The sequence below is a fragment of the Phocaeicola coprocola DSM 17136 genome, from assembly GCF_000154845.1.
Lineage (GTDB): Bacteria > Bacteroidota > Bacteroidia > Bacteroidales > Bacteroidaceae > Phocaeicola > Phocaeicola coprocola.
The window spans coordinates 1-17,014 of record NZ_DS981499.1; the positions used below are offsets into that span (position 1 = coordinate 1).

At 43.4% G+C, this 17,014-nt stretch carries 10 protein-coding genes, 3 tRNA genes and 6 pseudogenes; 8 read left to right on the forward strand and 11 right to left on the reverse strand.

What is annotated here, in order from left to right:
- The coding region (locus BACCOP_RS14950) for a hypothetical protein (RefSeq protein WP_007570596.1) at nucleotides 1-710 on the reverse strand (710 nt) is incomplete at its 3' end.
- Nucleotides 711-972: 262 nt separating this feature from the next.
- Between BACCOP_RS14950 and BACCOP_RS14955 the strand changes: the two genes are divergently transcribed.
- Nucleotides 973-1,359 (forward strand): ISAon1 family transposase N-terminal region protein, encoded by a 387-nt coding sequence (locus tag BACCOP_RS14955; RefSeq protein ID WP_007565224.1) that lies wholly within the window; start codon nucleotides 973-975, stop codon nucleotides 1,357-1,359.
- Nucleotides 1,325-2,317: an ISAon1 family transposase gene (locus BACCOP_RS14960; RefSeq protein WP_185150242.1), complete on the forward strand. Its 993-nt coding sequence runs from the start codon at nucleotides 1,325-1,327 to the stop codon at nucleotides 2,315-2,317. Before BACCOP_RS14955 ends, BACCOP_RS14960 begins: the two co-directional genes overlap by 35 nt.
- A gap of 129 nt (nucleotides 2,318-2,446) precedes the next feature.
- Here BACCOP_RS14960 and BACCOP_RS14965 read toward each other — a convergent pair.
- From BACCOP_RS14965 to feoB, 6 genes are all read right to left on the reverse strand, one after another.
- Nucleotides 2,447-2,519 (reverse strand) — tRNA-Lys (locus tag BACCOP_RS14965).
- A gap of 14 nt (nucleotides 2,520-2,533) precedes the next feature.
- Nucleotides 2,534-2,605 (reverse strand) — tRNA-Cys (locus BACCOP_RS14970).
- A gap of 319 nt (nucleotides 2,606-2,924) precedes the next feature.
- Nucleotides 2,925-4,175 (reverse strand): glycoside hydrolase family 88/105 protein, encoded by a 1,251-nt coding sequence (locus tag BACCOP_RS14975; protein ID WP_007570600.1) that lies wholly within the window; start codon nucleotides 4,173-4,175, stop codon nucleotides 2,925-2,927.
- Nucleotides 4,176-4,255: 80 nt separating this feature from the next.
- Nucleotides 4,256-4,327: transfer RNA gene (locus tag BACCOP_RS14980), tRNA-Cys, on the reverse strand.
- A gap of 77 nt (nucleotides 4,328-4,404) precedes the next feature.
- The gene (locus tag BACCOP_RS20045; protein ID WP_083779588.1) at nucleotides 4,405-4,587 is read right to left on the reverse strand and encodes a FeoB-associated Cys-rich membrane protein; all 183 of its coding nucleotides are present in this window, start codon (nucleotides 4,585-4,587) and stop codon (nucleotides 4,405-4,407) included.
- Nucleotides 4,588-4,597: 10 nt separating this feature from the next.
- On the reverse strand, nucleotides 4,598-7,078 hold the full coding sequence (gene feoB, locus BACCOP_RS14985) for a ferrous iron transport protein B (RefSeq protein WP_040312147.1): 2,481 nt from the start codon (nucleotides 7,076-7,078) through the stop codon (nucleotides 4,598-4,600).
- A 312-nt stretch (nucleotides 7,079-7,390) separates the two neighbouring features.
- Here feoB and BACCOP_RS14995 point away from each other — a divergent pair.
- Nucleotides 7,391-8,891 (forward strand): annotated as a pseudogene (locus tag BACCOP_RS14995) (4Fe-4S binding protein).
- Between the two features lie 37 nt (nucleotides 8,892-8,928).
- Nucleotides 8,929-10,036: pseudogene (locus BACCOP_RS15000) on the forward strand (aldo/keto reductase); the annotation flags it as partial.
- 46 nt (nucleotides 10,037-10,082) lie between these two features.
- On the opposite strand, the pseudogene BACCOP_RS21565 reads toward BACCOP_RS15000, so the two are convergent.
- A pseudogene (locus BACCOP_RS21565) lies at nucleotides 10,083-10,208 on the reverse strand (tyrosine-type recombinase/integrase); the annotation flags it as partial.
- A 115-nt stretch (nucleotides 10,209-10,323) separates the two neighbouring features.
- Here BACCOP_RS21565 and BACCOP_RS15005 point away from each other — a divergent pair.
- The 4 genes and pseudogenes from BACCOP_RS15005 to BACCOP_RS15015 form a co-directional block, all read left to right on the forward strand.
- Nucleotides 10,324-11,478 (forward strand): annotated as a pseudogene (locus BACCOP_RS15005) (tyrosine-type recombinase/integrase); the annotation flags it as partial.
- Nucleotides 11,479-12,049: 571 nt separating this feature from the next.
- Nucleotides 12,050-13,858, forward strand: coding sequence for a group II intron reverse transcriptase/maturase (ltrA, locus tag BACCOP_RS15010; RefSeq protein ID WP_007570613.1), 1,809 nt, complete (start codon nucleotides 12,050-12,052; stop codon nucleotides 13,856-13,858).
- Nucleotides 13,859-13,970: 112 nt separating this feature from the next.
- Nucleotides 13,971-14,048: pseudogene (locus tag BACCOP_RS21570) on the forward strand (integrase); the annotation flags it as partial.
- Nucleotides 14,049-14,068: 20 nt separating this feature from the next.
- Entirely contained in the window at nucleotides 14,069-15,289 is a 1,221-nt protein-coding gene (locus BACCOP_RS15015) for a site-specific integrase (RefSeq protein WP_007570615.1), read from the forward strand.
- Nucleotides 15,290-15,356: 67 nt separating this feature from the next.
- Here the strand turns inward: BACCOP_RS15015 and BACCOP_RS15020 are convergent, their stop codons facing one another.
- The 3 genes and pseudogenes from BACCOP_RS15020 to BACCOP_RS15030 all read right to left on the reverse strand — a co-directional run.
- Nucleotides 15,357-15,650, reverse strand: coding sequence for a helix-turn-helix domain-containing protein (locus BACCOP_RS15020; RefSeq protein ID WP_007570616.1), 294 nt, complete (start codon nucleotides 15,648-15,650; stop codon nucleotides 15,357-15,359).
- 15 nt (nucleotides 15,651-15,665) lie between these two features.
- Nucleotides 15,666-15,863, reverse strand: a complete 198-nt coding sequence (locus BACCOP_RS15025; protein ID WP_007570618.1) for a helix-turn-helix domain-containing protein — start codon at nucleotides 15,861-15,863, stop codon at nucleotides 15,666-15,668.
- A 307-nt stretch (nucleotides 15,864-16,170) separates the two neighbouring features.
- A pseudogene (locus BACCOP_RS15030) lies at nucleotides 16,171-16,530 on the reverse strand (transposase); the annotation flags it as partial.
- Between the last annotated feature and the right edge of the window lie 484 nt (nucleotides 16,531-17,014).

Below are 17,014 nucleotides of genomic sequence, written 5' to 3' on the forward strand. Positions count from 1 at the left end.
TCAATCCTGCCGTCAAACCACTTGGGATGACCACGTTTTCCTGTTTTCTGCTCCAATGTCGGATAGTACAGGATTACGTCATTCCGAAAGCGGCTGATGACATGGAAATCGTTCTCACACATAGGTGTTATGAATGTTTCCTTGGAAAAGAATGCGTCTGCAACCACCGTTCTGGACAGGCTCTGTAGCTTGTCTTTTCTACTGATAAGATAGCTGCTGTACCAGTCAACGAGGCTCTTGTCCATATTATCCAAGGTCTTACAATCCGGCGTCTGAATGGAACCTAAAGTCATGCATTCATGATTGTCGATGTCAATGACACCGATGCCCATGATTTCCAGTCCACGCTTGTATTCTCCTGCACAACCGGACCAGAAGTAACCTATCCAAGGTGTCTTCTTGCCTGATTTGGGAATATAGGAAGGATCGATGGCGATGGCTTTTCTTTTGCCTGTGAGATGCTTGCTGATGATAGAGCCGTTGAACGCAAACCAGTCGAAAGTTTCATGCTCAAAAAGGTTACGATAAGTCTGTTCTGAGAAACAGCCATATCTGCCCAATTGGAGGAAGTTTATACGATCCGGGATGGCCATGAATAATTTCATGGTGTCCATGAACGTTTTTTCAAAAGGTTTGTGTATATTCGCTACTGATTTGAGAGCCGACAGGCACTCGGATTGGTATTGCATAAGGAGTGTTTCTTTAGTCATAATCAGAAGAGTTCAGAGACTTCTAATTTACTAAGAAATAACGAATCATGCAATACTTTCATCCTTTATTATCAGCATGTTAGCTCTCCTTTTTCAGCACATTTCTTCATGCTTAACCATTCGTTTTTGACAACATTTCAATGACCTCTTTAGTGTTTCCGAACCAGCTTTTGCCGGTTCTATTGTTTAACTTTTAATTTTTCGGTAAAAATTTACCGAAGTATTGTTTTTTATACTCGTAAAGTATTGCTTACTTCGCATTATGAAAAACGATTATTTGAATATGCTAGCCAGCCTCGTGTTGCCGGCTCAGATATTAGATTACTTTCTTATCTCTGGAGTTGAACAAACCTCTCAAGAGATTCATATTAGTCTGGATGAAAAGATGAATTCCAAGTTAAGCAATGACGAACATTTTGAATCCAAAGGTTTTATGGAAGCTGTTAATGTGACAGACTTTCCCATACGGGACCATAAGGTAATCCTCAAGATCAGACGTCGTCGTTGGACGGACTTGCGCACAGGTAAAAGTTTCAGTATTCCCATCGACCTCGATGTTGTAGCCAAGGGAACCAGATACTCCAAAGAATTTGGGGCTTTTTTAAAAGAAACGTATGGAGACATCCCCAGTGACCTGCCGTACGCTTGAGGAATTCTATCATATAGATGGTCATACATTTGAAAAACAGTACAAGGAGGTTCTCAGCGGATATCGTAATTGGGAACAGTTATCCCATGCCGGTGAATGGATGCTGTTTCCGGAAAATATGGGACCGTATCTGGCGATTGACGAGACCTCACTCTCCAACGGTGAACTTTACACCTTTGTAACCAACCGTGATGCCTGTACGAGAGAGTGCTCCCTGGTAGCTGTCGTGGCAGGAACTAAATCAGAGGATGTAATAGCTGTGCTGCAACGAATTGACGAGGAAAGCCGTTATGCCGTTAAAGAAGTGATACTTGACCTTTCAGACTCCATGCGCAAGATTGTACGGACTGCATTTCCTGAAGCCAGCCGTGTGATAGACCGTTTTCACATTCAGAGATTAGCTTGTGATGCTGTGCAGGAATTACGCATCAAACACCGTTGGGATGCCATACAGCAGGCCAATGAGGAAATGGAAGAAGCTAAGCGGAAGAACGAAGATTATGTCCCATACCGATATTCCAATGGCGATACCCGTAGGGAATTACTTATACGCTCCCGGTATCTGCTTTTCAAGTCAGCTGATAAATGGACAGAAAAACAGAAGCAAAGGGCAGCAATCCTATTTGAGGAATACCCTGACATCAAAAAGGCATACGGTTTGTGCCATTCCCTGCGGATGATTTTCTCTAAGAATACCATAAAGGACGCTGCACGTCTGGCTATGGCACGATGGTATAATAAAGTAGAAGAAGCAGGGATGCATTCTTTTAATGTCATTGCTGCTACTTTCTATGAGCACTATGATGAAATACTGAATTTCTACAACCATCGTTCTTCAAATGCGATGGCAGAATCGTTCAATGCAAAAATTAAACTGTTCAGAGCAAATCTAAGAGGAGTAGCTGATAAGAAGTTCTTTTTATTCCGCATTGCGAAGCTATATGCGTATCCCCACTAAATTTCTACTGACCCCATTTATTCGCCGTACCCTCAGCTTTTACGTTGTCCCGTGAACTCGAGGTTTGAAAGAATTTGAGTAAAAATAAAAAACTAGCTTATTACATTCTAATAAGCTAGTTTTCTGAAGTACACCCTCAGGGATTCGAACCCTGGACCCACTGATTAAGAGTCAGTTGCTCTACCAACTGAGCTAAGAGTGCATCATTTATTTTAGAGGTTCCTGGCGGATTCGAACCGCCGTACACGGTTTTGCAGACCGCTGACTAAGCCACTCATCCAAGGAACCATTATTTTCAGCAACCGTTATTTTCAATTGCGATGCAAAGGTACAACTATTTTTTGGAATAAACAATACTTTAACTGAAAAATATTAAAAAGAAATATATTATTTTTTTAGTAGACAAGGATTATCTTAAATAAAAAAGAGATTTTTGGAATCTAAACATTACAGACTTTAGTATTAAGAATCAACAAAATACATGCTCCTTTTTCACTTACCAGCAGATATCAGAAGAGTTTTAAAAAACTTACATCTATAATATAGATTTTACCTGCCGATAAATAGAAAAGAAGCATGTTCAATTCTTACAGATATATGATAAATATCATTTTTTTAATTCATATTCCAAACTTGCCATAATGAATGGTCCTATCGCCTTACCTTCATTACTTACAATTGTTACATCCTTACCACACAAATAATAACTAGCTGAACCATCACGAGAAGGATCTTTTGCCGGACCTAAACCAGCAGAACGGCAACTCTGATTTAAATTAATAGTCCCGTCATTATTTGATGTAACAAATGTTTTCAGAAGTCCCTGATATGCTTTTTCCGCAACCTTTTCATATGATTTTGGAAGAATACCCAGACGAACTCCCTTCAGATATGCATAAGTGAACATACTAGAAGCAGAAGATTCCAGATAGTTTGCAATACCACATTCTCCAACATACGAATTATCATATTGAAGAAGTTGGTACCAAACTCCGCTAGTTTTATCCTGCCAGCGCTTTAAACCTTTTGCTACAGTATTTGTAATAGTTACTAATTCCTTGTAGTCAGCATGAGTTTTCGGCATCACTTCCAATACATCTACTAAAGCAGCAAAGTCCCATCCCATACCACGTCCCCAAAATTCTTTTGAGCAACCTTTGTATGGTTCAGTCTTATTCGCCCAGAAAGAATTGCTATCTTCCGGATTTGCTGACCAGGCATGATAATAAAGCTGTTTGTCCTTATCATATGTATGGCGAGCAATTGTTTTAAACTGGTGAGCGATATCTGTCCAAGCCTGCTCATTATCCGGTTCAAAATTAGCTTGCCATTCAGCATAAAAAGCAGCCCCCATGTAAAGTCCATCCAGCCACATCTGATCGGGATAAATATCTTTATGGAAAAAACATCCTTTTGCATCGCCCGACTGAATACGAGAATAATCATTCACCAAGTAATCATGCAAGAAATCAGCAGCTTTCTTATAACGGCTTGCATTATCCGTTCCATTTTGCTTGTCAAGTTCTTTTTCCCGCTTATACAAAGCAAAAAGAACTTTTCCTGAATTTATATTGTCTATATTTCCTTTTTTAAAATTCTTAAACGTACCATCCGGATTAATGGCATTATCCGCATATTCTTTTGCCCACTGATAATAGTTACCAGTCCAGTCAGCATATTGATACTGCTCACATAAATTAAGAAGAGATTTAGCTACAAGACCGTTTACATAATCCCATGACTTTCCATGAGTCCATTGTTTACCTTGTGATTGTGCCATTTCCTGCGAATAACGTTGCTGTGCTGTTGCAGAAACTGATGCCAGAAACAAGCATACAGAAAAAAATAATGTTTTCATGTTTTATTGATTTTATATGAATAATAGTTTTCCCATTACGAAAAAAGGTCGGCTGAATATATCAGTCGACCTTCCCTATGAGGTTCCTGGCGGATTCGAACCGCCGTACACGGTTTTGCAGACCGCTGACTAAGCCACTCATCCAAGGAACCATTTCCTAAAAGTAACCGTTTTTTCCCGATTGCACTGCAAAGGTATAACTAATTTTCGAATCTGCAATACTTAAGGGCTATTTTTTTGCTTTTCCCATGTCTTTACAACTTTGCTTATTCGACATAGCACAGCCCGAACAGCCACAACCGCAGCCACTTACCCCAGTTCTTCTTTTTCTGAAAAATTTAAAGAAGTGTTTCCCTGTGTACATCACACAGAGAAGCACTATGATATAAACTATAATATCCTGTACACTCATATTTCTTATTTTATAAAAATATACCTCCTACCTGATGAACCAGGAAAGCAACAATCCATGCCAGCAAAGTAGTATAACAGATTGTAAATGCAGCCCATTTCCAGCTGCCTGATTCATTTTTAATTGCTGCCACTGTTGCGATACATGGGAAATAAATCAAAACAAACAGCATATAACCATAGGCAACCAGCGGAGTAATCGGAATACGATCAGCAAGGTCGACCGATTCGATACCATCATCATTCGTATAAAGCACTCCCAAAGTACTTACAACAAGCTCTTTCGCACCTATTCCCGACAGAATACCAACACCCATCTTCCAGTCGAATCCCAATGGCTCTATTACAGGTTCAATAGCTTTTCCTATTTGTCCGATATACGAATTTTCCTGCTGTTCTGCCGTCGTAGAATAAGCATCATGATTAGGATAATACCCCAGGAACCAGATAATGACAGAAGCAATCATAATAATACCTCCCATTTTCTTCAAATATTGTGCTCCTTTTTCCCATGTATGTCGAAGTACAGATTTAGCAGTCGGCATGCGATAAGGAGGAAGTTCCATAACAAAAGGAGCATCATCTCCCCTCACAATAAAGCGGCTGAAGATACGTGCCATCAACACCGCCAGCAAAATACCTGTTACATAAATCGACAAAAGTACCAGACTAGCCTTTGAAGGGAAGAATGCTCCGATCATCACCAGATAAATAGGCAGACGTGCGCTACACGAAATAAGCGGATTTATCAGAATTGTAACCAGACGAGATTTACGACTTTCGATAATACGCGAAGCCATAATAGCAGGAACATTACATCCAAAACCCATAATCAGCGGAATGAACGATTTTCCATGCAGCCCCATTTTGTGCATAATCTTATCCATGATAAAAGCTGCACGCGCCATGTATCCGGAGTCTTCCATGAACGAAATAAAAATATAGAGAAACAAAATATTAGGCAAGAACACGATAACCCCTCCTACTCCTCCTATTATACCATCTACAATCAGATCTTTCAGCGGACCTGCCGGCATAAATGTTTCAGCCAACGATGCTATCTGCTCAACCAGCCACTCTATCCATCCTTTCGGATATTCTCCAAATACAAAAGTACATTCAAACATCAGATAAAGAAAGACAAAGAAAATAGGGAATCCCCATATTTTATGTGTCACAATACTGTCTACGATACGCGTAAACATTTCCGTATTCTGATTCTTCTCTGTATATGTTTCCTTTAAAGCCCCGGTTATAAATCCATATTTAGCATCAGTAATAGCCTGTTCGCTGTCTTCGTTCATCGATAAACGTATTCTCTCAGCTTCCTTATCGCGAACTCTTATCACCTCCTCACCATTGGGCAAAGTAGAAATGACACGCTGCTCAATATCTTTATCATTTTCCAACAACTTAATGGCTAGAAAACGTGTAGAGTACTTGTAACGGATATTTTCGTTCTTACATATCACCTCCTTTACCGCATCGATACTCCGCTCCAGTTCAGGCCCGTGATTAATGTGAATATGACGAATATAACTCTTTCCATCAAAATCATGAGTTTCCTCATCATGACTGCCATATTTATGATCGGGAACATACTTATCATGCCATTCACGATACTCGCGCATAGCCTCATCTTGTATTTCTTCCTTCTGACCAATAAAATCAGCGCCTTCATAAAGACCGATAATTACATGAAACAAGTTATCAATACCCTTTCCTGTACGGCTTACTGTTGGAACAATAGGCACTCCAAACAACTGTCCCAGTTTTTTATGGTCAAGCGTATTTCCGCTATGAAGAAGCGCATCATACATATTCAGCGCCACAACCATACGGACGTTCATATCAATAAGCTGAGCAGTCAAGTATAAATTACGTTCCAGGTTTCCTGCGTCCACCACATTGATTATCACATCAGGAGTTTCGTCAATGATATGCTTGCGCACATAGAGTTCTTCAGGGCTGTAAGCCGAAAGTGAGTAGGTACCCGGTAAATCAACCAGACGGAAATGATAACCTTGAAAATCGAAGTGTCCTTCCTTGGCATCAACTGTCACTCCACTGTAATTACCTACATGTTCATGCGAACCGGAAGCGACATTAAAAAGTGATGTCTTTCCACAGTTCGGATTTCCCACCAAGGCCACATTGATAGTACGCCGTTTCCCGCTGGCAATTTCCTTCAGTTTTGCTTCAGACACAGGAATATCTTCCGCTATCGGATCATGGAAGTGGGTTTCCTGCATGGATTCACGTGCTTCTTCTTCACTCATCACTTCTATCATGGCAGCCTCCTGCCGGCGAAGTGATATTTCATATCCCATAATTTTGTATTTGATAGGGTCTTTCAATGGAGCGTTTAAAAGGACCTCAACTGTCTTACCCTTTATAAAGCCCATTTCAATAATGCGCCGGCGAAATCCTCCATGACCCATTACCTTTATTATCACACCCTTCTCTCCTGTTTGTAGTTCCGATAATCTCATGTTTGTTTTTATTTTGCGGCAAAGATAAATCATTGAATCATGTTGTGCAAGTTATTTAGATTGTTTTTAAATAAAAGATAAAAAAGAGTTTTTCATGGCCATATAAATGCCCAAATATGAGATATGAAAAGAGCTCATAACTTTTCGTCTGCACACTCATCAAATAATACGAATGCTTTTCAAAAGTTATCGATTCTGCTTCAAGCAGTAATAATCCTTCACTTTTCCCTGGGAATGATATTCAACAATACAAGTTTTTTCGTATTTTTGCTTTCAAACAGTTTTGACAAGTAAACTTAAAAATTCAAAATCATGCTACGGAAAATCAGAACGATACTGGCAACGATATGTATCCTGCTTATTACACTACTGTTCGTCGATTTCACGGGAATGTTGCACACCTGGCTGGGCTGGCTCGCCAAAATACAGTTTCTTCCCGCAGTGCTGGCACTTAACGCCGGAGTTATCTTATTTTTAGTTGTGCTTACTCTTGTAAGCGGCCGTATCTATTGCTCGGTCATATGCCCTTTAGGTATATTTCAGGACATCGTGGCACGAATAGGCAGAAGAAAGAAAAAAAATGCCTTACTCCTATTCCAAACCTAAAAGCTGGTTACGGTATACCATGCTGATTTTGCTCGTCGTAGCTTTCGTCGCCGGCATACATGCATTTGTAGCACTGCTCGACCCTTATGGAATCTATGGACGCATGGCAAACAATCTATTCCAACCCGTATGGATGTGGGGGAATAATCTGCTGGCTAGTATTGCAGAACGGGCAGACAGTTATGCATTCTACCAGACTGAAGTATGGCTCAAAAGCCTGCCAACCTTTATAGTTGCAATAGCAATGGCTGTATTGGTCGTCGTATTATCGTGGAGAAACGGCAGAACTTACTGTAATACAATATGTCCTGTAGGTACGATATTGGGCTTCTTATCACGTTACTCACTGTTCCGTATCTGCATTGACAAAGAAAAATGTAACCAGTGTACACTCTGTGCACGCAACTGTAAGGCTTCATGTATTGATACCGCAAACTATCAGGTAGACAGCAGCCGCTGTGTTGTCTGCATGAATTGCATCGAGAAATGCAAGAAGAACGCTATTCATTATCGGTTTGCCTATGCCAAACAAGACAAAAAACAACCAGTCAGCCAGCCGAAGGGCGAAAACAGAAGAGAGTTTCTCGCTAGTTCTCTGCTTCTGGTAACCTCCTCCCTTCAGGCACAAGTAATAGAAAAGGCGGAAAAAATCAAGATGGATGGAGGTTTGGCAGATATCATCGAAAAAAAAGCTCCTAAACGCCAAACACCGATAACTCCTCCGGGATCACAGAGCGCACGCAATATGCAGCAACACTGTACAGCTTGCCAGCTATGTGTTTCTGCATGTCCGAATGACGTTTTACGTCCTTCTCAGTCACTTGACACATTCATGCAGCCTACGCTATCATACGAACGTGGTTACTGCCGTCCGGAATGTACAAAATGCTCGGAAGTTTGTCCTGCCGGTGCAATCCTGAAGATAGACAAAGCAGAAAAATCATCCATACAAATCGGTCATGCTGTATGGGTTAAGGAAAACTGTATTCCACTTACAGACAAACAAGAATGCGGCAACTGCGCCCGTCACTGTCCGGCAGAAGCCATATCCATGATACCCTCTGAAGCCGGAAATCCTGAATCACTCAAGATTCCTGCTATCAATACAGAGAAATGTATCGGATGTGGAGCATGTGAAAATCTCTGTCCGGCACGTCCGTTCAGTGCCATTTATGTAGAAGGGCACGAACATCATCGTATGATTTAATCTTTCTTCAAACAACTCTTTTCAAAAATTACAGAAAATGGACAAGCAACATAATATAAACCGTAGAGATTTCCTAAAGATAGTAGGTATCAGCACGTTAGGAGCAACCGCCTCTCTCTACGGATGTTCCCCAAAAAAAAGATTCGGAAAAAGAAGGAAATACCACTGTACCTGTAGGTAAAATGACTTACCGTAATTTTCCTCCATACGAAGACAAGGTATCATTGCTGGGATACGGATGTATGCGCTGGCCAACCCTTCCTGCTCCTGACGGAACAGGAAATGTCATCGACCAGGAAGAGGTGAACCGACTGGTAGATTACGCTATCGAACATGGCGTAAACTATTTCGACACTGCTCCGGTTTATGTACAAGGATGGTCGGAAACATCGACAGGTATTGCCCTGAAACGCCATCCACGGGAAAAGTTTTTTGTAGCCACCAAGATGTCAAACTTTTCAAACTCCGATTATGATTTCGGAGTAAAGATGTACCATAACTCACTGAAGAAACTACAAGTAGATTACATCGATTACTATTTGCTTCACATGTTAGGCGCTCCGGGAAAGAAAGGACTGGAAGGACGTTTTCTCGACAATGGTTTGCTTGATTTCTTGTTAAAAGAGCGAGAAGCCGGAAGAATCCGTCATTTAGGATGGTCGTTCCACGGCATTAAGGAAGAATTCGACAAGGCACTTGCCCTGCACGACAAGTATCATTGGGATTTTATCCAAATACAGTTGAACTATTCGGACTGGAAGCATGCTTCTGGAAATAACATAAATGCTGATTATCTGTATAGTGAGATAGCTAAAAAAGATATTCCGGTAGTAGTAATGGAACCTTTGCTGGGAGGAAGACTTTCGAATATACCGGAACATATTTTCACACGCCTGAAAGAACGGAATCCGGAAGGGAGTGTAGCTTCGTGGGCTTTCCGGTTCGCCGGTTCACCCGAAAAGGTTCTGACGGTATTGAGCGGAATGACTTACATGGAGCACTTGCAAGATAACATACGTACTTATTCTCCACTTGTACCACTGACTCAGGAAGAAAAAGACTTCCTTGAAGAAACAGCACAGCTGATGCTACGTTATCCGACCGTTCCGTGTAATGACTGTAAGTATTGTATGCCTTGCCTTTATAAGTAATATTTAGAAATGCAATAAAAAACAGAATGGTGCGAATTTAACGTAAATCGTTTATAATTAAGCATTTTACAAGAATTGCATGATAGTCAGACCTGCAAAATAAAACAAAATATTGCAGCGTTTCAGTTACCAGACTGTTAGCCGCCTGTTTCGGAAACAACGGCAGGTAACCGGATTTTTACCGGTAGAGGCAGAACGGATTTTTATTCACTGTTTATCAATGTTTTGCATACCAAAGAACGCTTTTGAAAGGAGTATTTTTACAACCTAAAAAAGAGCGTATGAAAGTGGAAAAATTCAAGGTATTGCTCTACCTGAAAAAGAGCGAGCCGGGCAAGACCGGCAAGGTCCCGATCATGGGACGGATCACCCTCAACCGCACGATGGCGCAGTTCAGCTGCAAGCTCTCCTGCACCCCCGGGCTGTGGAACGCGCGTGAGAGCCGGCTGAACGGCAAGAGCCGGGAAGCGGTGGAGACCAATGAAAAAATAGAAAGACTGCTGCTTGCCATACACTCGGCCTTCAATTCCCTCATGGAAAGAAAAAGGGATTTCGATGCCGCTGCGGTCAGGGACATGTTCCAGGGCAATGCGGGCATGCAGATGACCCTGCTCAAACTTCTCGACCGGCATAACGGGGAAATGAAGGCCCGTGTTGGTGTGGACCGTGCGCCCACCACACTCTCGACCTACCTCTTCACCTACCGCACGCTTTCCGAATTCATCAAGGCGAAATTCAAGGTTCCGGACCTTGCCTTCGGGCAGCTCAACGAGCAGTTCATCCGCGACTACCAGGATTTCATCCTTCTGGAAAAGGGATATGCCGTGGACACGCTTCGCGGCTACCTGGCCATCCTGAAAAAGATCTGCCGCATCGCCTACAAGGAGGGCCACTCGGAGAAATACCATTTCTGCCACTTCAAGCTGCCCAAGCAGAAGGAAAGTACGCCGAGGGCATTGAACCGTGAGAATTTCGAGAAACTGCGTGATCTGGAGATACCGGAAAAACGCAGGTCACATATTATCACCAAAGACCTCTTCCTCTTCGCCTGTTACACCGGCACCGCCTACGCGGATGCGGTAAGCATCACCCGGGAGAACCTTTTCACTGACGACGGGGGCAGCCTCTGGCTGAAGTACCGTAGAAAGAAAACCGACTACCTCGGACGTGTCAAGCTGCTTCCGGAAGCCGTCGCGCTGATTGAGAAATACCGGGACGATACCCGCGAGACTCTTTTCCCACCACAGGACTACCATACCCTCAGAGGAAATATGAAAGCCCTGCGTCTGATGGCGGGACTCAGCCAGGACCTTGTCTACCACATGGGGAGGCACTCTTTCGCCTCGCTGGTCACGTTCGAGGAGGGAGTACCGATCGAGACCATCAGCAAAATGCTGGGACATAGCAATGTCCGGACCACACAAATTTACGCCCGTGCGCCCAGAATGGTCGCTTAATAAATACTTCTTTAGCAAGAAGTTAGGATTGGGTTCGATATAATCCTATCGTCAATCAGTTTATCCAAAGGGGAAACCCGATGGGGAGTGTAGCATACTGATTAAAGCTCCAAGTCCACTAATAGTCAGGTGGCGACTGAGGGGCAAGACGAAAAGACATACATAAGGATGAAGCCTTGATTGGTTGAATGATAGTTCAGTGGTACCAAATCTTGTAACAACGGAAGACTATTATACATACGTTGTTTCATAGTACTCTGCCTATTTTGTGCGTTAGTGCAGAGCATAAAGAACCGACTATGACACAGCCGCAATAAGCGGACAAGAACGAAAGTCGCATCCGACAGTATGTCGTGCTAATAGTTATTAAGAGAACTAACTGGGGATTACCTAAGTCGGAACGCTGGAACAAACAGCTATAAAGAAAGCTTTTGAATATCCGATATGGTAACGGAACTTCCGTAGTAGTCCGAGCAGGGGAAAGCCTTGTACATGGCGAAGGGAAGTAGTCTGTAACTTTAATACAAACAACGGAAAACGTGAGAGACGTATGAGAAATCCAGAGCAAGTATTAAACATTTTAGCTGGACACAGCAATGAGCCCGAGTATAAATACGAAAGGCTTTACCGTATTCTATTCAATGAACAGATGTTCTTTGTCGCCTACCAACGTATGTATGCAAAGCCGGGCAACATGACACCCGGCACAGATGGCAAAACTGAGGATGAGATGAGCATTGATAGGATAAACAAACTCATAGAGAGTATAAAGGATGAGACTTATAGTCCCAATCCTGCAAAGAGAACTTACATTCCGAAAAAGAATGGGAAGATGCGTCCGCTAGGAATACCGTCTTTTGAAGACAAATTGGTTCAAGAGGTAGTAAGAATGGTGCTTGAAGCCATATATGAGGGACACTTTGAGTGGACATCGCACGGTTTCAGACCAAACCGAAGCTGCCACACAGCACTGAAAAGTCTACAAAACAATTTCAACGGTGCAAAATGGTTCATTGAGGGAGATATAAAAGGCTTCTTTGACAACATAGACCATAATGTGCTGATAGAAATAATGAAAGGCAGAATAGCAGACGACAGATTTCTTCGTCTGATACGGAAATTCCTCAATGCAGGGTACATGGAAGAGTGGCAATTCAACAAGACTTATTCAGGGACACCGCAAGGTGGTATCATAAGCCCTATTTTGGCAAACATATACCTAGACAAGTTCGATAAGTACATGGATGAATATGCCAACAAATTCAATAAAGGGACAGCAAGAAGCCGCAACAAGGATATTTGCAAACTCAACAGCAGAGTACACTACCTAAAACGTAGGATAAATGAAGTAGAGGATGTAAACGTAAGAACAAGGATGGTAGAAGAACTGCACGAAAAGCAGAAGCTGATACTTACAATGCCGAGTGGCAATGATATGGATGTAAACTTTCGCAGGTTGAAATACGTGCGCTATGCCGATGATTTCCTTATCGGAGTTATCGGAACGAAAAACGAATGTGAGAGAATCAAAGCTGACATCACTAAGTTTATGCAGGAAAAGTTAAGACTGGAGATGTCACAGGAAAAGACTTTGATTACAAATGCACAAGACAGCGCAAAATTTTTGGGTTACGAAATATATGTCCGTAAAGACTATGCCACAAAGAGAAACAGTAACGGAACAGTGCGCAGATACTTCAACGGGAATGTGATACTACACGTTTCAAGAGAAGTAATAAAGAACAAGCTGCTCAGCCTCGAAGCCATGAAAGTTGTCACCAAACACGGCAAGGAAACATGGGTGTCAAAAGGCCGGACTTATATGATTGACAATGAATCGCACGAGATTGTAGCTCAGTTTAATACCGAAATACGAGGGTTCTACAACTATTACTCAATAGCAAACAATGCATCGGCTTTGGGACGCTCTTTCGGCTGCATTATGAAGTTCTCCATGTACAAAACTCTTGCTCAAAAGCTGAATATGTCAGTGAGAAAAGTCATTGAAACATACCGTAAGGACAATCTCTTTGCCGTGCCTTTTGTAAACAAGGGAGGAGAAACCAAGTACAGGGTATTCTACAATGAGGGGTATGCCCGTAAAACCGATTGTGAAACAGCCCCAAGTGACAATCTGCCGTACATGTTCAAAACGCCATCGTTGAGTCTGATAGAAAGGCTTACAACAAAAACGTGCGAACTATGTGGCAAGCACGGAGAAGTGGTAATGCACCATGTCCGCACACTCAAAGAGTTAAAAGGTAAAAATGACTGGGAACGCAAAATGCTCTATATGCACAGAAAGACTTTGGTCGTTTGTGCGGAGTGCAATGCAAAAATCCAGAGATGTGTCAAGTAAGATGATGTTACAGATGGAGAGCCGTATACATGGAGACGTGTAAGTACGGTTCGGGGGCAGGCAAACGAAAACCTACCGCTGTAAAGCGGAAAGGCGTTGTTTGCCGAGCCTACGTGTCAGCCCGAAGCGGCTGTTCGAGGACATGGACAGGTTCATCGAGGCAACCCGTGATTTGAAACTCATTCTTTAACCCTAAAAAATATCATTACCATGCGCAGTACATTCAAGCTCTTATTCTACATCAACCGTAACAAAGTGAAATCGGACGGCACGACCGCCGTCCTCTGCCGGATCAGCATTGACGGCAAGAAGTCAGCCGTTGCCACCGGCATCTATTGCAGGCCGGAGGACTGGGACAGCAAGAAGTGTGAGATCAGAACAGTCAGGGAAAACAACCGCCTCGCCGGTTTCCGTGACCAGCTGGAAAAGGCATACGATAATCTGCTGAAGCATCAGGGAGTGGTCACGGCCGAACTGCTCAAGGCCACCGTGTCAGGTGCCAATTCCGTGCCGGAATACCTCCTGCAGGCCGGAGAGGTGGAACGCGAACGTTTGAGAATCCGCTCGGCAGAAATCAACTCCACCTCGACCTACCGCCAGTCGAAGACCACGCAGCTCAATCTCAGACAGTTCATCGAATCCCGCGGAATGAAGGACATCGCCTTTTCGGACATCACCGAGGAGTTCGCCGAATCGTTCAAGGTCTTTCTTAAGAAGGAGCTGGGCTACAGGAACAGCCACGTGAGCCACTGTCTGTGCTGGCTCAACCGGCTCATCTACATCGCCGTGGACCGGGAGATATTGAGAGCCAACCCGATAGAGGATGTGGCATATGAAAAGAAAGAACCGTTAAAGCTAAGGCACATCAGCCGGGGTGAGTTGAAGCGGATGATGGAAACCCCGCTGCCCGACCCGATGATGGAGCTTGCACGCAGGACGTTCATCTTCTCCTCGCTGACCGGTCTGGCCTATGCGGACACGAGAGCACTCCATCCCCGGCACATCGGAAAGACCTCGGAAGGAAGAAAATATATCCGCGTCTGCCGGGCCAAGACGGACGTGGAGGCGTTCATCCCGCTGCATCCCATAGCCGAACAGATACTGGAACTTTACAACACCACGGATGACGACAGACCGGTATTCCCGCTGCCGGTCCGCGACGTCCTCTGGTACGAGGTACATGGAATGGGCGTGGCATTGGGCATGAAGGAGAACCTGTCCTACCACATGGCCCGCCATTCGTTCGGAACCCTGATGCTGTCCTCCGGCATCCCGATAGAGAGCATCGCCAAGATGATGGGCCATACGAACATCAACAGTACGCAGGTCTATGCACAGGTTACCGACCGGAAGATATCCGGTGACATGGACCAGCTGATGAAAAGAAGACAGAAAGGGGATACGGTCCTTCTGACGGAAATGTCCGAATAATGAAATGCCGGCCGGAACCATTAAACATTGGTTCCGGCCGGCATTCTTAAATATTGAACGCCCCCGATTATATCAGGGCCTCATGATAATTATCCTCCAGGAGTTTCTCAATGTCGGATACCTTATACAAAATTTTTCCGCCCAGCCGGATATAAGAAATACGCCCCTGGTCCCTATAATCCTGCAGGCATCTGCGGCTGATTCTTAGCAGGTCCGACAACTCCTTGTCAGAGAGAAAACGCTCGCCGTTAAACAGGGGGCGGTTATCCTCCGCAAGCCTTTCCAGCTTCGTCTGGATGTTATCCAGCAGGCCAAAGAACCGGCGGACACTGCCCGTCTCTTTGCTAATAATCCCTTCCATGCTACTTCCGATTAATTATTCATTCTTTCTTTTTTCTCTCACCGCCTTTTCCTTGCGTTTCATGGCGACATAGGCCATCAGCTTTTCTACGTCCTCCGGCCTGTAATAGATTTTCCGCTGGATTTGGGTGAATGCCAGCCGTCCGGTATCCCGGAGAGTCTGCAGGGTACGTGGAGAGATGTCAAGACGCAGGCAGACATCCTGGTTGTCCATTCACTCTTCCGGTTTCTTTTCCCTGTTCTTTTCATACAAGCGGTCCGCCTGTGCGGACAGGCTCTCAGTCCGAGCCAGCATCTCCTCAAAGATTCCGGCTTCAATGTAATATACTTCCATTTTTCTTGTTTTTATTTAAAATTGCTTCCTGTCAGCGTTGATATAACTGGATTTTTTTTCATTTTGGGTAGTAGAATAAAAGTCACAGTATATACAGCGACGTTTGCAAAAAGGGATATGAAGATAAATTCCTGCCATTTGTTTTTCTATTTTTCGGATCACTACTGTCCACTAAAAATGGACAAGGTTAAAAATTAAATAAATTCGGTTCACTTGAATCATATCGGTCTTTGACATTTTTGAAATTCGATTTGTCAAACAAGTCACTGAGATGTGTTTTGTCGGTCAGAGAGATTCCGAGTATTTGGAGAATTTCATAGACGCTACGTTCTAATTTCATATCGTGTTGGACTATTGCTACTAAGCAGTAAGTGATTATCGCACAATAGATTTGCATGCGTACAGCGTTTTCCGATGTTCCCCAAAACTTCTTAGTCCTGAGGTGGTGTTTTATCCATTTGAAGAACAGTTCAGAACTCCATCTGTTTCTATGAAGCGATGATATAAACTCTGCAGATGCGTCAAGATTATTTGTGCCGAAGATGTATCGAGTACCGTCGTCAGGAATTTCCATGATGAGTTTTCGTCTTGCCTAACGCGGATCCTTAATATGGTATTCTATGGGAATCCATCCGATTACATACGATGATACCCCATCAGACAGTGTCCCTGTCCAGAGATTAATGATGATCTGGACTATAGATTTGAGCGCGTTTATGACCGATGAAGACCTACAATGGCTAAGGAACCGCTGCCCACATCACGTATTTTACGGCTAACAAGATTGTCAGGGGGAGCGGGTTTGGGCAGAAGTATGCACATGGATGATTTTCTGAAGAATACAGTCTGAGATTTGAGAACGATTCGTTCCCTCTGCTTTACTATTGTCATCTGCATGACTGAGACTACTCCAAATTTCTATTCCCCGCAGAGAAACATTTTATACCTATACGATCATGAATCCTGAGGACGGCAATGAAATTGAAACCTTGAATCTGCCATACTCACGAAGGTTTCGGGGTGACCCACCG

Bases quoted from the DNA above. Each gene is read 5' to 3' on its own strand.
- BACCOP_RS15015 (WP_007570615.1), top strand. From the start codon at position 14,069: ATGCGCAGTACATTCAAGCTCTTATTCTACATCAACCGTAACAAAGTG.
- BACCOP_RS14960 (WP_185150242.1), top strand. From the start codon at position 1,325: ATGGAGACATCCCCAGTGACCTGCCGTACGCTTGAGGAATTCTATCAT.
- BACCOP_RS14955 (WP_007565224.1), top strand. From the start codon at position 973: ATGAAAAACGATTATTTGAATATGCTAGCCAGCCTCGTGTTGCCGGCT.
- BACCOP_RS14975 (WP_007570600.1), bottom strand. From the start codon at position 4,175: ATGAAAACATTATTTTTTTCTGTATGCTTGTTTCTGGCATCAGTTTCT.
- BACCOP_RS15025 (WP_007570618.1), bottom strand. From the start codon at position 15,863: ATGGACAACCAGGATGTCTGCCTGCGTCTTGACATCTCTCCACGTACC.
- BACCOP_RS15020 (WP_007570616.1), bottom strand. From the start codon at position 15,650: ATGGAAGGGATTATTAGCAAAGAGACGGGCAGTGTCCGCCGGTTCTTT.
- feoB (WP_040312147.1), bottom strand. From the start codon at position 7,078: ATGAGATTATCGGAACTACAAACAGGAGAGAAGGGTGTGATAATAAAG.
- BACCOP_RS20045 (WP_083779588.1), bottom strand. From the start codon at position 4,587: ATGAGTGTACAGGATATTATAGTTTATATCATAGTGCTTCTCTGTGTG.
- ltrA (WP_007570613.1), top strand. From the start codon at position 12,050: ATGAGAAATCCAGAGCAAGTATTAAACATTTTAGCTGGACACAGCAAT.